This window comes from Peribacillus sp. QJM3NY_7 (assembly GCF_056173225.1).
The window spans coordinates 420,001-435,651 of sequence record NZ_CM149663.1 but is presented as its reverse complement, the minus strand read 5'-3'; the positions used below and the strand labels follow the sequence as shown (position 1 = coordinate 435,651).

Below are 15,651 nucleotides of genomic sequence, written 5' to 3'. Positions count from 1 at the left end.
TATTTGAATGAATTACTCATTCAAAACTGAACAAAACAAAAGCGCTCTCGTAATTATCCTTAGAAAGGAGGTGATCCAGCCGCACCTTCCGATACGGCTACCTTGTTACGACTTCACCCCAATCATCTGTCCCACCTTAGGCGGCTGGCTCCATGAAGGTTACCTCACCGACTTCGGGTGTTACAAACTCTCGTGGTGTGACGGGCGGTGTGTACAAGGCCCGGGAACGTATTCACCGCGGCATGCTGATCCGCGATTACTAGCGATTCCGGCTTCATGCAGGCGAGTTGCAGCCTGCAATCCGAACTGAGAATGGCTTTATGGGATTCGCTTACCTTCGCAGGTTTGCAGCCCTTTGTACCATCCATTGTAGCACGTGTGTAGCCCAGGTCATAAGGGGCATGATGATTTGACGTCATCCCCACCTTCCTCCGGTTTGTCACCGGCAGTCACCTTAGAGTGCCCAACTGAATGCTGGCAACTAAGATCAAGGGTTGCGCTCGTTGCGGGACTTAACCCAACATCTCACGACACGAGCTGACGACAACCATGCACCACCTGTCACTCTGTCCCCCGAAGGGGAAAGCCCTATCTCTAGGGTTGTCAGAGGATGTCAAGACCTGGTAAGGTTCTTCGCGTTGCTTCGAATTAAACCACATGCTCCACCGCTTGTGCGGGCCCCCGTCAATTCCTTTGAGTTTCAGCCTTGCGGCCGTACTCCCCAGGCGGAGTGCTTAATGCGTTAGCTGCAGCACTAAAGGGCGGAAACCCTCTAACACTTAGCACTCATCGTTTACGGCGTGGACTACCAGGGTATCTAATCCTGTTTGCTCCCCACGCTTTCGCGCCTCAGTGTCAGTTACAGACCAGAAAGTCGCCTTCGCCACTGGTGTTCCTCCAAATCTCTACGCATTTCACCGCTACACTTGGAATTCCACTTTCCTCTTCTGCACTCAAGTTCCCCAGTTTCCAATGACCCTCCACGGTTGAGCCGTGGGCTTTCACATCAGACTTAAGGAACCACCTGCGCGCGCTTTACGCCCAATAATTCCGGACAACGCTTGCCACCTACGTATTACCGCGGCTGCTGGCACGTAGTTAGCCGTGGCTTTCTGGTTAGGTACCGTCAAGGTACCAGCAGTTACTCTGGTACTTGTTCTTCCCTAACAACAGAACTTTACGACCCGAAGGCCTTCTTCGTTCACGCGGCGTTGCTCCGTCAGACTTTCGTCCATTGCGGAAGATTCCCTACTGCTGCCTCCCGTAGGAGTCTGGGCCGTGTCTCAGTCCCAGTGTGGCCGATCACCCTCTCAGGTCGGCTACGCATCGTCGCCTTGGTGAGCCATTACCTCACCAACTAGCTAATGCGCCGCGGGCCCATCTATAAGTGACAGCGTAAACCGTCTTTCCATCTTCTCTCATGCGAGAAAAGAACGTATCCGGTATTAGCTCCGGTTTCCCGAAGTTATCCCAGTCTTATAGGCAGGTTGCCCACGTGTTACTCACCCGTCCGCCGCTAATCTCAGGGAGCAAGCTCCCGTCGATTCGCTCGACTTGCATGTATTAGGCACGCCGCCAGCGTTCGTCCTGAGCCAGGATCAAACTCTCCGAAGAAATGTTTGACTTGCTCATTTGCTTTTTTGATAGTGTGTGCTCACTTAAAATTTAACGTTGGCGCTTTGTTTTGTTCAGTTTTCAAAGAGCAATCTCCACAATCGTTCTTCCGAACGGCTGTTTATTCATCATAACATCTTATTGATTAGTTGTCAACTTCTACGAAGTTTTTAACTTATTTTAAATCGCTGTGTTTTTCAGCGACCATTTCATCTTATCATTTTCACAGTAAGAAGTCAATAGTTATTATTTCTTTCAGCAACCTGCCAAAAGCGATGAAGTTTTGCGTTTGTCTTAGTTGGTGCTTATTTATATTAATCCTTTCCCACCATTAAGTCAACCCATTTCATACATTTTCTTTTCAAATGAATTAATCACTTATATGAAGGAATAAATGTGCCTGTCACACCTTGTCTTCCTCTTAAAACATATAATCCAGGAAAATCATTTATCCCAACCATTTGAACTACCGCTTCCCCTTCAACTAAGTAATGCCTTTGGCAAAATCCATAAACCATGCAAGTGATAGGTTATGACAATAACAATTTAAATAGATGAGAAAACGAATAATTAGTTGCATCAATCGAATACTGAAAACGGATTGCTCCTTCCAGGTAGAGTTATTAAACATTAAACCGCTAAAACACAGGGTTCCATTGTCCAAATATTAAAAAATTTTTTTACAATTTTACTTACTTATACTATAATAAATATATTTTAAAAATTTCAGGAGAGACTTTTAATCATTATAAAAAATAGTTGGGAGAGGGATTTATAAATGATTAATAAAAACACATCTTTGAGGATGCAAAGTATCGTTTTTATTGGCTTTATGGGGGTAGGAAAGACGACGATCGGACAGAAGGTAGCCAGGAAATTATATAGGGACTTTATTGATATAGATCAAGAAATTGAAAAGGAATTCAATATGCCCACTACGGAAATCTTCAAGAAGTTTGGGGAAAAAGCTTTTCGCGAAAAAGAAAAAAGTGTGATTGAAAGCCTTAGTCAACAACAATTGAAAATCATTTCAGTTGGAGGCGGGGCATTTTTACAAGAGGATATACGGAATATCTGTTTAACCAACTGCATCGTCTTTTACCTGGACTTATCTTGGGAATACTGGAAAGAGAGAATAGGCTTGCTTATTGATAGTAGACCTGTTTTACAAAGCCGGTCCCTTGAGGAAATCGAAGAACTCTTTTACACGAGACAGGAAATATACTCCTATCATCATTCAAAAGTGAATACCAATGATCTAGATGTTGATGAAGTGGCAGACTTTATAGTCGATTCATTGAAAGTGGCCTGGGATATTTATGAACCCCTTAAGTAAGGCAAACCTTTTTGATATGTAATCAATGTTCCCAATAAAAGAATAATAGAAAAGATGAAAAGGGCACAGCGGTACCTAACCTCTGTAAACTAATCACCTTTTTATTTTTCTTTTTTAGGAAGACTCTCTAATAATCAGTTCTGGATTCAATATGATTCGCTGTTGTTCCCGTTCTATTTTCTCCATTTGCTGATACAAGAGATTCGCTGCCTCTTTCCCAATACGTCTAGGGAATGAGGAAATGGTCGTTAGCGGAGGATGATAGATTTCTGCGACTGGAACGTTATCGAACCCAACGATATCTATATCTTTTCCAGGAGTAATTCCTTTCATCATTAACCCTTGCATAACACCAAAGGCAATTAAGTCGCTAAAGCAAAAAATTGCGGTAGGCGGATTAGGATTCTCAAGTACTTTCAAAACAGCCTCAAACCCTCCCTCCCGTGTAGGGGCACTATCTATCACCAACGATTCATCCACTTCCAATCCCGCTCTTGAAAGAGCTTCACGGTATCCCTCCATTCTCTCGATCCAAGTAGAAGACTCCTTAATGCCACCAAGGAGCGCAATTCTTTTATGCCCCTTTCCAAGGAGATGATCAACGGCGATCCTGGCTCCTTCTGGATAGTCTATGCCTACATAGTCGCTATTCACTCCAGGCAGTTCCCTGACAGCAAGCACCATCGGCGTGTCAATTTCATTTAACCGTTCGATTGTATCTTGTGAGCTTTCAGAGACAGGACAAAGAATCAGGCCACCCACCCTGTGTTCCATCATGGTTGAAAGGAGATGATCTTGCTTGGCAACCGAGTCAAATGTAGTCCCCAGCAACACTGTATACCCGACCTCATCCAATGCATCGTGAACACCTATCAGGAATTCAGAAAAAAAGGTATTTGATATGTCGGTAATAATGATTCCTACAGTATCAGAACTCTGCGACCTTAGGTTTGCTGCAATTCTATCGTAAACATAACCCAATTCATGCATGGATTTTAGCACCTTTTTTCGCGTCGCTTCCGATATTCGAGGGTTATTGCGAACGATAAGGGAAGCAGTGGATGTAGATACCCCAGCATGTTTTGCTACCTGTTGCAGCGTGACCCGCCCTTTTTTGGATTGTTTCATAGTTCAATCACCATCTTGAATGTATTTTGATGTACTTATTATTATCATGTTCTTACTATAATAATAATATAGTTACTGTCATTATTACACCCTTGCTTTTGGAACATGGGAATCTCAACGATCATTAATCACGCCAAAACATCTATATCCACTATTCATTAGTCCAAAAAAAACGCCATCCTAGTTCCGGAAGATGGAGTTTTAAGTAAATCCTTCAATATTTTTAGCCATGGTTAAATATGGTCTGCTGCTGTGTCAATTTCTTATACCGGTAATATACAAAAGCTGCAGCCAGGATTCCTATAGTAGCAATAAAGCAATCAAAAAGAAATATATGCGATATATCCCCACTCTTAGCGATCAAGCCCGTTGCAATTGGTAAAATGACGCTCGCCAAACTGGATGCCGTCGCAACGATCCCTGTTACAGTTCCTTTTTTTCTCCAGAAAAGTTCAGTCATTATTGCAATGGTTAATTGAAAGATCCCAGCTGTCGAGGCTCCAAGGAAAAAGGAGCTAATACTTAAGACAATAGGTGAATGAATCGTTAATATGATGATTACCGTAAGTAAAGTAATCATTGGATAAAGCAATATCACCGTCACGGGCTTAATCCATTTGTTTAATAAGATGGATAATAGCAGGACGGAAATAAGTGACCCCACACTATAATAGCTCAATAATTTAATTGCACTTGAAGATTGCATCCCTGCGACTTCCTGCCCGAAACTCGGTAACCAGATTTGCGAAACTGTAAATAACGCAGTTGATGTAAACCCAATTATGATTAGTGCGACTCCTTCGCTCCAAAATTTAGGTTCCGTTATGAACCTGTTACTATGCAAATCCTCTTCTTTACTGACAGCTTCGGATTTGCTTGGAAATGAAGCGGACATCACCAAAAACATATTCATGAAATAGATGACAGCCGGTACGAAAAATGCAAACCCGTAAAATAATTGGTTCGTAGTAAGAAACAAGATGATGAATGGCAGGATTGTAGCACCAAGCGAACCAAAAGCCTTAACCATAACACTCGCGGAACCAGCAGATTCAGGAAACATTTCAGTTAGCGCCGGATATGTACCAGCATCCATGGCTGAGTTGGAAATTCCCGCAAGTAAGGCAAATACAAAGGCCATTTCATATGAGGGAGAAAATGGAATCCCAATTAAAAAAACGCCCATTATAACCGAAGAGACCATGATTAATGGTTTTCTTCCAAATTTATCTGATAATACTCCCGAGAGACCATACGTGAGTAATCTGCCTATTCCTATTGCTGCAATAAGATAACTAATGCCAGTAGAGTCCGTATCCCATTGTTCTGTTAAAGAGGGCATGTTGGAGGCGAGAATTATATTAACCATCCCCAGCAGAAAATAGTTAATATACATGCCAGATGCCGCTTTAAAATACTGATTTTTCATTATTACACCCCTATAATAAATCACGTTGTGTTTCTCCCATATAACACCTTCATGCATAATGTAATTACATTGAAGTCTCCCCTTTATGTTATCCATTTACATGAAAACCACTTTTCAAAAAAAAACGCTAAGAAAAACAAGGGATCTCACGCCCTGCATTTCTTAGCTCCGAGGTTTTTTTAATCATTTAACAAGATGCACATCGAGTATGAAAAAACCTCTATTTGGAGAGCAATCTCCAGAGTGGAATCATTTTATTCTGCAAACAATTGCTCTTTGATGAAATCAACAGGCATTTGTTGGCCTGTCCATAATTCAAAGGCTAGTGCACCTTGCCAAAGCATCATCCCAAGACCATTAATAGCTGTAGCACCTACAGCTTCAGCTTGTTCCATTAGTTTAGATTTTCGTGGGATGTAAACAACATCGGTTACGATTAAATCTGGACGCAGCATTGATTCGTCTTGAATGACACTTAAGCCTTCAAGTGGTTTCATGCCAACGCCGGTTCCATTTGCCAAAATATCACTAGTTGCGATTTCAGCCTTTAATTGTTCAACATTTTCAAGAGGGTATACATTGGCTTTCACATTTAAATGCTTCATATCCTCATTGATGATTCGTACATTCTCTTCTGCTTGCGGGAAGAATGCATCATCACGAGCAAAAATGCTGATTTCCGCCACACCTTCCAGCGCAGATTGAATGGCAATTGGAGTAGCAGCCCCACCAGAACCGATAAGAGTCATTTTCTTGCCTTTAATATCAATACCATGTTCTTTTAGGTTCCGGGTATATCCCATTCCATCAGTGCTGTGCCCTACGAACTTTCCATCGACATTGACAACAGTATTAACGGCTCCTGAAAATTTAGCACTGTCCGCCAATTCATCAAGATATGGAAGGATCTTCATTTTATTAGGCATGGATACATTAAATCCTTTTACATTTAATGCACGCATCCCTTTGACTGCATCTTCAAGCTCTTCATTTCCAACCTCAAATGCTAAATAGGCGCAATTCAAGCCTAATTTATCGAAAGCTAAATTATGCATGGCAGGTGATAATGAATGTCCGATAGGTGTTGCAAGCAATCCTACTAATTCTGTTTTCCCATTAATTCGTCCTAGATTTTCCATGTTCTATTCCCCCTGATTTTTTAAACTTTATATAAATTCCTTCTTGGAAGGATTTATGAGTTAAATATTTTGATCAATGATTTCCAATACATTTCTTAATTGAGTAACAGGAATTTGCCCTGGTGCAGATGCTTCTTTTCCGGCACCGAATGTACAAGCAGATCCAAACACCGCACCTGATAATCGACTGACCAGGCCTGTACCCGACATTGACATCGTAATGAATGGGCGATCGGCATACTCTGTTTTCATTGTGTAAGTTGCATCTAATAATACGAGTAAGTCACCAATTGTTTGGGGCATTACAGCGATTTTGGGGATATGGGCGCCAAATTCCTGCATCTTACGCAATCGGTAAATGATTTCTTCTTTTGCTGGTGTCTTATCGAAATCATGGTTACACATCACTACGTATACGCCATTTTCCTCAGCTACCTTCACAGTCTCCTTCACTGGTGATTCCTCAAAAAACAACTCCACATCGACAAGATCAATATTCTTCGTTTTAATTGCTGTATGAAGAAGTTCGAAATAATAATCATCGCTGATTTGCTTGTTTCCGCCTTCTTTATGGCTTCTAAAAGTGAAAAGCAGCAAAGTACTAGGAACAGCACTTCTAAGTTTTGAAATCATATCCGAAACGGCTTCTAAGCTTTCGACTTGTTCAAAGACATCTACTCGCCATTCAATGATATCCGGCCGTAGCGCATTTACCGTTTCAACTTCTTTAAGCAGTTCTTCTTCCGTTGTCCCCATTAGTGGAACGATGATTTTTGGAACCCCTTCTCCGATCGTTACGTCTTTGATCGTGATTGTTTGCATGATGTTTCCCCCTTTTATCAATATCATCAGTAGGGTTCATGCCCCACTGATGTTCGGTTAGACCGTTTAATTGGAAACTTTAATTACCTTCCTGTATCGATAGGCAACGAAAACGGCCAACAAAATACTAATTGCCGCAATTGCCACATCAAACAAGAAGACCGCAGTTAACCCAGCATTCTTGGAAATGATACCTGTAATGAAAGGTATGATGATAAAGGCTGAACTACCTGCAATGTTTACATATGAAGTGATTGTACCTTTATTGGCAGGGAAGAATTCTGTGATTATTGTCATGGCCAATTGGAATACCCCTGCAGTTGAAAGCCCTATGAAGAAAGCGCTCAAAACGGTTATAAATGGTTGCTGGATGTAGATGAGTGACAATAAAGATAATGCTGCAATGACCGGATAGATAATCATGACGGTAATGGGCTTAATTACTTTATTCAATAGAACAGCTAGTAAAATGACAGAAATAAGGGAGCCAATACTATAGTAACTAAGCAATTGAACAGCCTTAGCTTGGGTTAGCCCCAATACATCTTGTCCGAAGTTCGGAAGCCAGACTTGAACCAACATGAATAAAGCAGTTGATGTGAAGCCTAATAGTATGACGGCCAAACCTTCCTGAGCAAACTTCGGTTTTGAGAGGAATTGCTGTTGAACCGGCACAGCTTGTTCATCATTCCGAGTTTGGCTTTGGGCTTTATGATCCGGGAATGAAACCTTAAGCAGGAAAAACCCATTAACAAGATATACAGCAGCCATTAAGAAGAATGTATACCCGTAAAACATATCTCTAGCTATAAAGAACGCCATGATAAATGGAAGAAGTGCCGCACCGATTGAAACGAACGCTTTTACTAATACGGTAGCGGAACCAGCTTTCTTTTGAAAAGCCTCAATAAGTGCTGGATACGTACCTGCATCCAAAAATGAATTGGCAATACCAGCACATACAGCAAATATAAATGCCAATGTATAGTTAGGAGCCAAAGGTATGCCTATAAGGAAGATCAGGTAGATAAAAGATGCTGAAACAACAAATGGTTTCCTTCCTAATTTATCCGACAGTCTACCGGCGAAAAATAAAGAAACTAACTTACCGATTCCTATGGCAGAGACCAAGTAACTTATCCCTGATGCACTTGTATTTAATTGATTTGACAAATTTTCCATATTTGATCCAATGATAATATTGATCATGCCTAAAATAAAATAGCTAATATATAAACCTGTGGCCATTTTTATAAATGGATTTTTCATGAAACACACCCCTATTTAAAAAGTTATCGAAATGCAATTTGATTCTTAAGTCTTTCAGATGTTGCCCCCTTGCCCCATACCATAAATTCAAGAAAAATAATTACGTACTAAATAAAACAATAAACATCATAGACTAACCGGCTAGTTAGTACATCGTTCTACTAACTTTGCATTACTAGTATATCGTTCTACTAATCGTGCTTGTTGTTTCTACTAAATTCAAGCGATTAGAAAAGTATTGAAAAAACATTTATGCTACCGTAAATTAGTTAAATTTATTTAGTATATCGTTCTACTGGATTATTATACTGCGCTAATTTAATTGTGTCAAACTCATGAAGCAGTCCTTAATGACCATAGAGCATTTCCTCATACTCATTATTTTTAAATTCCGAAGGTCTCACTTTGAATATCATTTACCTTAAAAGTTCAGCCCTGCCTTGTATTTGTTAGTGTTCATACAAGTTGGAAGAATACCTTTTATTTGCAGAGGCACCTATTATTTTATCCTTTATGAGGGCTTCCTTCTATTTTGATATTCCCCACATTTTTAGTTACCAGTTTCTGAATTAATTTCTTTTTAGCTAAAATATATGTACTGCTGCTTATTTATATCAATTATCCAGTTATTTGCAATCGATTTTAATAACCCATTGTTTAAGCAGGCAGTACTAATATCTTATATCCTAAGTTACGATAGTCGAAACGGTTTATATTTAAAAGGATGAACAATTTTCGATTTCAGCCCCTTTCAATGGTGATGTAACAGCTTCTATATATATAACAGGGCTCCATAATTGGTTCTTAACGCAAAAAAAGACCAGCCGGATGGCTGATCTTTTTAAATGGCTTGGCGGCGTCCTACTCTCACAGGGGGAGACCCCCAACTACCATCGGCGCTGAAGAGCTTAACTGCCGTGTTCGGAATGGGAACGGGTGTGACCTCTTCGCTATCGCCACCAAACATAAAAGGAACGTTGTTCCTTCAAAACTAGATAATAAGAAGGTATTTCATTTTTTAAAAAGCGTTGGTTAAGTCCTCGATCTATTAGTATCAGTCAGCTCCACATGTCACCATGCTTCCACCTCTGACCTATCAACCTGATCATCTTTCAGGGATCTTACTAGCTTGCGCCATGGGAAATCTCATCTTGAGGGGGGCTTCATGCTTAGATGCTTTCAGCACTTATCCCGTCCGCACGTAGCTACCCAGCTATGCCTTTGGCAAGACAACTGGTACACCAGCGGTGCGTCCATCCCGGTCCTCTCGTACTAAGGACAGCTCCTCTCAAATTTCCTGCGCCCGCGACGGATAGGGACCGAACTGTCTCACGACGTTCTGAACCCAGCTCGCGTACCGCTTTAATGGGCGAACAGCCCAACCCTTGGGACCGACTACAGCCCCAGGATGCGATGAGCCGACATCGAGGTGCCAAACCTCCCCGTCGATGTGGACTCTTGGGGGAGATAAGCCTGTTATCCCCGGGGTAGCTTTTATCCGTTGAGCGATGGCCCTTCCATGCGGAACCACCGGATCACTAAGCCCGACTTTCGTCCCTGCTCGACTTGTAGGTCTCGCAGTCAAGCTCCCTTGTGCCTTTACACTCTACGAATGATTTCCAACCATTCTGAGGGAACCTTTGGGCGCCTCCGTTACTCTTTAGGAGGCGACCGCCCCAGTCAAACTGCCCACCTGACACTGTCTCCCACCCCGATAAGGGGCGCGGGTTAGAATTTCAATACAGCCAGGGTAGTATCCCACCAACGCCTCCACCGAAGCTGGCGCTCCGGCTTCTCAGGCTCCTACCTATCCTGTACAAGCTGTACCAAAATTCAATATCAGGCTGCAGTAAAGCTCCACGGGGTCTTTCCGTCCTGTCGCGGGTAACCTGCATCTTCACAGGTACTATAATTTCACCGAGTCTCTCGTTGAGACAGTGCCCAGATCGTTACACCTTTCGTGCGGGTCGGAACTTACCCGACAAGGAATTTCGCTACCTTAGGACCGTTATAGTTACGGCCGCCGTTTACTGGGGCTTCGGTTCAAAGCTTCGCTTGCGCTAACCTCTCCCCTTAACCTTCCAGCACCGGGCAGGTGTCAGCCCCTATACTTCGCCTTGCGGCTTCGCAGAGACCTGTGTTTTTGCTAAACAGTCGCCTGGGCCTATTCACTGCGGCTTTTCTGGGCTATTCACCCTAAAAAGCACCCCTTCTCCCGAAGTTACGGGGTCATTTTGCCGAGTTCCTTAACGAGAGTTCTCTCGCACACCTTAGGATTCTCTCCTCGCCTACCTGTGTCGGTTTGCGGTACGGGCACCTTACATCTCACTAGAGGCTTTTCTTGGCAGCGTGGAATCAGGAACTTCGGTACTATATTTCCCTCGCCATCACAGCTCCGCCTTAACGGAAACGGGATTTGCCTCGTTTCCGGCCTAACTGCTTGGACGCGCATATCCAACAGCGCGCTTACCCTATCCTTCTGCGTCCCCCCATCGTTCAAACGATGTATAGGTGGTACAGGAATATCAACCTGTTGTCCATCGCCTACGCCTTTCGGCCTCGGCTTAGGTCCCGACTAACCCTGAGCGGACGAGCCTTCCTCAGGAAACCTTAGGCATTCGGTGGAAGGGATTCTCACCCTTCTTTCGCTACTCATACCGGCATTCTCACTTCTAAGCGCTCCACCAGTCCTTCCGGTCTGACTTCAACGCCCTTAGAACGCTCTCCTACCATCGACACCATACGGTGTCAATCCACAGCTTCGGTGATACGTTTAGCCCCGGTACATTTTCGGCGCGGAGTCACTCGACCAGTGAGCTATTACGCACTCTTTAAATGGTGGCTGCTTCTAAGCCAACATCCTGGTTGTCTAAGCAACTCCACATCCTTTTCCACTTAACGTATACTTTGGGACCTTAGCTGGTGGTCTGGGCTGTTTCCCTTTCGACTACGGATCTTATCACTCGCAGTCTGACTCCCAAGAATAAGTATTTGGCATTCGGAGTTTGACTGAATTCGGTAACCCGTTGGGGGCCCCTAGTCCAATCAGTGCTCTACCTCCAATACTCTCATCTTGAGGCTAGCCCTAAAGCTATTTCGGAGAGAACCAGCTATCTCCAGGTTCGATTGGAATTTCTCCGCTACCCACACCTCATCCCCGCACTTTTCAACGTGCGTGGGTTCGGGCCTCCATTCAGTGTTACCTGAACTTCACCCTGGACATGGGTAGATCACCTGGTTTCGGGTCTACGACCTCATACTCATTCGCCCTATTCAGACTCGCTTTCGCTGCGGCTCCGTCTCATCAACTTAACCTCGCATGAAATCGTAACTCGCCGGTTCATTCTACAAAAGGCACGCCATTACCCATTAACGGGCTTTGACTACTTGTAGGCACACGGTTTCAGGATCTATTTCACTCCCCTTCCGGGGTGCTTTTCACCTTTCCCTCACGGTACTGGTTCACTATCGGTCACTAGGGAGTATTTAGCCTTGGGAGATGGTCCTCCCTGCTTCCGACGGGATTTCTCGTGTCCCGCCGTACTCAGGATCCACTCAGGAGGGAACGAAGTTTCAACTACAGGGTTTTTACCTTCTTCGACGGACCTTTCCAGGTCGCTTCATTTACCCCGTTCCTTTGTAACTCCATGTTGAGTGTCCTACAACCCCAAGAGGCAAGCCTCTTGGTTTGGGCTAATTCCGTTTCGCTCGCCGCTACTCAGGAAATCGCGTTTGCTTTCTCTTCCTCCGGGTACTTAGATGTTTCAGTTCCCCGGGTCTGCCTTCAGTACCCTATGTATTCAGGTAAAGATACTGTTCCATTACGAACAGTGGGTTTCCCCATTCGGAAATCTCCGGATCAAAGCTTACTTACAGCTCCCCGAAGCATATCGGTGTTAGTCCCGTCCTTCATCGGCTCCTAGTGCCAAGGCATCCACCGTGCGCCCTTTCTAACTTAACCGTTAAAAAAGATCTTACAGATGCTTTAAAAAAAATTAATTGCCTTCTATCTATTATCTAGTTTTCAAGGAACAAAGCAGAAAGAATCCATCACATCGTGATGTTCGTCTTTCCTATTTGAATGAATTACTCATTCAAAACTGAACAAAACAAAAGCGCTCTCGTAATTATCCTTAGAAAGGAGGTGATCCAGCCGCACCTTCCGATACGGCTACCTTGTTACGACTTCACCCCAATCATCTGTCCCACCTTAGGCGGCTGGCTCCATGAAGGTTACCTCACCGACTTCGGGTGTTACAAACTCTCGTGGTGTGACGGGCGGTGTGTACAAGGCCCGGGAACGTATTCACCGCGGCATGCTGATCCGCGATTACTAGCGATTCCGGCTTCATGCAGGCGAGTTGCAGCCTGCAATCCGAACTGAGAATGGCTTTATGGGATTCGCTTACCTTCGCAGGTTTGCAGCCCTTTGTACCATCCATTGTAGCACGTGTGTAGCCCAGGTCATAAGGGGCATGATGATTTGACGTCATCCCCACCTTCCTCCGGTTTGTCACCGGCAGTCACCTTAGAGTGCCCAACTGAATGCTGGCAACTAAGATCAAGGGTTGCGCTCGTTGCGGGACTTAACCCAACATCTCACGACACGAGCTGACGACAACCATGCACCACCTGTCACTCTGTCCCCCGAAGGGGAAAGCCCTATCTCTAGGGTTGTCAGAGGATGTCAAGACCTGGTAAGGTTCTTCGCGTTGCTTCGAATTAAACCACATGCTCCACCGCTTGTGCGGGCCCCCGTCAATTCCTTTGAGTTTCAGCCTTGCGGCCGTACTCCCCAGGCGGAGTGCTTAATGCGTTAGCTGCAGCACTAAAGGGCGGAAACCCTCTAACACTTAGCACTCATCGTTTACGGCGTGGACTACCAGGGTATCTAATCCTGTTTGCTCCCCACGCTTTCGCGCCTCAGTGTCAGTTACAGACCAGAAAGTCGCCTTCGCCACTGGTGTTCCTCCAAATCTCTACGCATTTCACCGCTACACTTGGAATTCCACTTTCCTCTTCTGCACTCAAGTTCCCCAGTTTCCAATGACCCTCCACGGTTGAGCCGTGGGCTTTCACATCAGACTTAAGGAACCACCTGCGCGCGCTTTACGCCCAATAATTCCGGACAACGCTTGCCACCTACGTATTACCGCGGCTGCTGGCACGTAGTTAGCCGTGGCTTTCTGGTTAGGTACCGTCAAGGTACCAGCAGTTACTCTGGTACTTGTTCTTCCCTAACAACAGAACTTTACGACCCGAAGGCCTTCTTCGTTCACGCGGCGTTGCTCCGTCAGACTTTCGTCCATTGCGGAAGATTCCCTACTGCTGCCTCCCGTAGGAGTCTGGGCCGTGTCTCAGTCCCAGTGTGGCCGATCACCCTCTCAGGTCGGCTACGCATCGTCGCCTTGGTGAGCCATTACCTCACCAACTAGCTAATGCGCCGCGGGCCCATCTATAAGTGACAGCGTAAACCGTCTTTCCATCTTCTCTCATGCGAGAAAAGAACGTATCCGGTATTAGCTCCGGTTTCCCGAAGTTATCCCAGTCTTATAGGCAGGTTGCCCACGTGTTACTCACCCGTCCGCCGCTAATCTCAGGGAGCAAGCTCCCGTCGATTCGCTCGACTTGCATGTATTAGGCACGCCGCCAGCGTTCGTCCTGAGCCAGGATCAAACTCTCCGAAGAAATGTTTGACTTGCTCATTTGCTTTTTTGATAGTGTGTGCTCACTTAAAATTTAACGTTGGCGCTTTGTTTTGTTCAGTTTTCAAAGAGCAATCTCCACAATCGTTCTTTCGAACGGCTGTTTATTCATCATAACATCTTATTGATTAGTTGTCAACTTCTACGAAGTTTTTAACTTATTTTAAATCGCTGTGTTTTTCAGCGACCATTTCATCTTATCATTTTCATAGTAAGAAGTCAATAGTTATTTTTTCTTTCAGCAACCTGCCAAAAGCGATGAAGTTTTTTGCATGTCTTAGTTGGTGCTTATTTATATTAATCCTTTCCCACCATTAAGTCAACACATTTAACAATAAATAATTCTTTTTCTTAAAGTTAGGTGAAGAATGCTTCAAGATCCTTTTTACTAGTTGGACAGATCTGAAGCTATCCCTGCAAAACCTTAATGATTTTTATTTTTTGCGTTGTTTTCGAAAGATTGTTGTTTTGAACAAAGGGATAGTAGGCGATATAGTGAGATGAAGTAGTAAGCAATCTTTTTAAGGAGTGATTAAATGGTATATGCTTATAGTCCATTTGTTATTACTGTAATATGCTTTGTTTGTTATCGGCTGATTAAAAAGAAACCAGTACCTTCAAATAGATACACACCTTATGATGACATCAATGGAAATTAAAGATGACATATAAAACCGTTACAGGATACTACAAATCATCACATTCAATATGAAGAGAAATCAAATAACGACAAGACCATTTAAACAGCCTTTAATTATGTGTGCAATAAAGCGACACTGTATGCGAAAAAAGATGCTGTTTCCATGACCTTATGAACACAAAAAAAGACCAGCCGGATGGCTGATCTTTTCAAATGGCTTGGCGGCGTCCTACTCTCACAGGGGGAGACCCCCAACTACCATCGGCGCTGAAGAGCTTAACTGCCGTGTTCGGAATGGGAACGGGTGTGACCTCTTCGCTATCGCCACCAAACATAAAAGGAACGTTGTTCCTTCAAAACTAGATAATAAGAAGGTATTTCATTTTTTAAAAAGCGTTGGTTAAGTCCTCGATCTATTAGTATCAGTCAGCTCCACATGTCACCATGCTTCCACCTCTGACCTATCAACCTGATCATCTTTCAGGGATCTTACTAGCTTGCGCCATGGGAAATCTCATCTTGAGGGGGGCTTCATGCTTAGATGCTTTCAGCACTTATCCCGTCCGCAC

At 43.9% G+C, this 15,651-nt stretch carries 6 protein-coding genes and 6 rRNA genes (1 of these 12 only partly in view); 1 reads left to right on the top strand and 11 read right to left on the bottom strand.

Annotation, left to right across the window (positions count from 1 at the left end; translation table 11 throughout):
* Nucleotides 1-63 precede the first annotated feature (63 nt).
* Nucleotides 64-1,614: ribosomal RNA gene (locus AC0VX1_RS02130) — 16S ribosomal RNA — on the bottom strand.
* A 778-nt stretch (nt 1,615-2,392) separates the two neighbouring features.
* Between AC0VX1_RS02130 and AC0VX1_RS02125 the strand changes: the two genes are divergently transcribed.
* Entirely contained in the window at nt 2,393-2,950 is a 558-nt protein-coding gene (locus tag AC0VX1_RS02125) for a shikimate kinase (RefSeq protein WP_057277282.1), read from the top strand.
* Nucleotides 2,951-3,064: 114 nt separating this feature from the next.
* Here AC0VX1_RS02125 and AC0VX1_RS02120 read toward each other — a convergent pair whose 3' ends face one another.
* The 10 genes from AC0VX1_RS02120 to AC0VX1_RS02075 all read right to left on the bottom strand — a co-directional run.
* Nucleotides 3,065-4,078 carry a LacI family DNA-binding transcriptional regulator gene (locus AC0VX1_RS02120; RefSeq protein WP_413011954.1) on the bottom strand — a complete coding sequence of 338 codons (1,014 nt, stop codon included), beginning with the start codon at nt 4,076-4,078 and terminating at the stop codon, nt 3,065-3,067.
* Nucleotides 4,079-4,301: 223 nt separating this feature from the next.
* Nucleotides 4,302-5,507 (bottom strand): MFS transporter, encoded by a 1,206-nt coding sequence (locus tag AC0VX1_RS02115; RefSeq protein WP_063577531.1) that lies wholly within the window; start codon nt 5,505-5,507, stop codon nt 4,302-4,304.
* Between the two features lie 254 nt (nt 5,508-5,761).
* Nucleotides 5,762-6,646 (bottom strand): shikimate dehydrogenase, encoded by an 885-nt coding sequence (locus AC0VX1_RS02110; protein WP_034306141.1) that lies wholly within the window; start codon nt 6,644-6,646, stop codon nt 5,762-5,764.
* A gap of 60 nt (nt 6,647-6,706) precedes the next feature.
* Entirely contained in the window at nt 6,707-7,468 is a 762-nt protein-coding gene (gene aroD / locus AC0VX1_RS02105; RefSeq protein ID WP_095680079.1) for a type I 3-dehydroquinate dehydratase, read from the bottom strand.
* Between the two features lie 66 nt (nt 7,469-7,534).
* Entirely contained in the window at nt 7,535-8,737 is a 1,203-nt protein-coding gene (locus tag AC0VX1_RS02100; protein WP_475469693.1) for an MFS transporter, read from the bottom strand.
* A gap of 848 nt (nt 8,738-9,585) precedes the next feature.
* Nucleotides 9,586-9,701, bottom strand: a 5S ribosomal RNA gene (gene rrf, locus AC0VX1_RS02095).
* 64 nt (nt 9,702-9,765) lie between these two features.
* Nucleotides 9,766-12,698: ribosomal RNA gene (locus tag AC0VX1_RS02090) — 23S ribosomal RNA — on the bottom strand.
* 176 nt (nt 12,699-12,874) lie between these two features.
* Nucleotides 12,875-14,425, bottom strand: a 16S ribosomal RNA gene (locus AC0VX1_RS02085).
* An 873-nt stretch (nt 14,426-15,298) separates the two neighbouring features.
* Nucleotides 15,299-15,414 (bottom strand): 5S ribosomal RNA (gene rrf, locus AC0VX1_RS02080).
* Nucleotides 15,415-15,478: 64 nt separating this feature from the next.
* Nucleotides 15,479-15,651 (bottom strand): 23S ribosomal RNA (locus AC0VX1_RS02075); it runs 2,760 nt beyond the window's last position.
* The 16S, 23S and 5S rRNA genes sit together here, the layout of an rRNA operon.

Bases quoted from the DNA above. Each gene is read 5' to 3' on its own strand.
- AC0VX1_RS02125 (WP_057277282.1), top strand. From the start codon at position 2,393: ATGATTAATAAAAACACATCTTTGAGGATGCAAAGTATCGTTTTTATT.
- AC0VX1_RS02120 (WP_413011954.1), bottom strand. From the start codon at position 4,078: ATGAAACAATCCAAAAAAGGGCGGGTCACGCTGCAACAGGTAGCAAAA.
- AC0VX1_RS02115 (WP_063577531.1), bottom strand. From the start codon at position 5,507: ATGAAAAATCAGTATTTTAAAGCGGCATCTGGCATGTATATTAACTAT.
- AC0VX1_RS02110 (WP_034306141.1), bottom strand. From the start codon at position 6,646: ATGGAAAATCTAGGACGAATTAATGGGAAAACAGAATTAGTAGGATTG.
- aroD (WP_095680079.1), bottom strand. From the start codon at position 7,468: ATGCAAACAATCACGATCAAAGACGTAACGATCGGAGAAGGGGTTCCA.
- AC0VX1_RS02100 (WP_475469693.1), bottom strand. From the start codon at position 8,737: ATGAAAAATCCATTTATAAAAATGGCCACAGGTTTATATATTAGCTAT.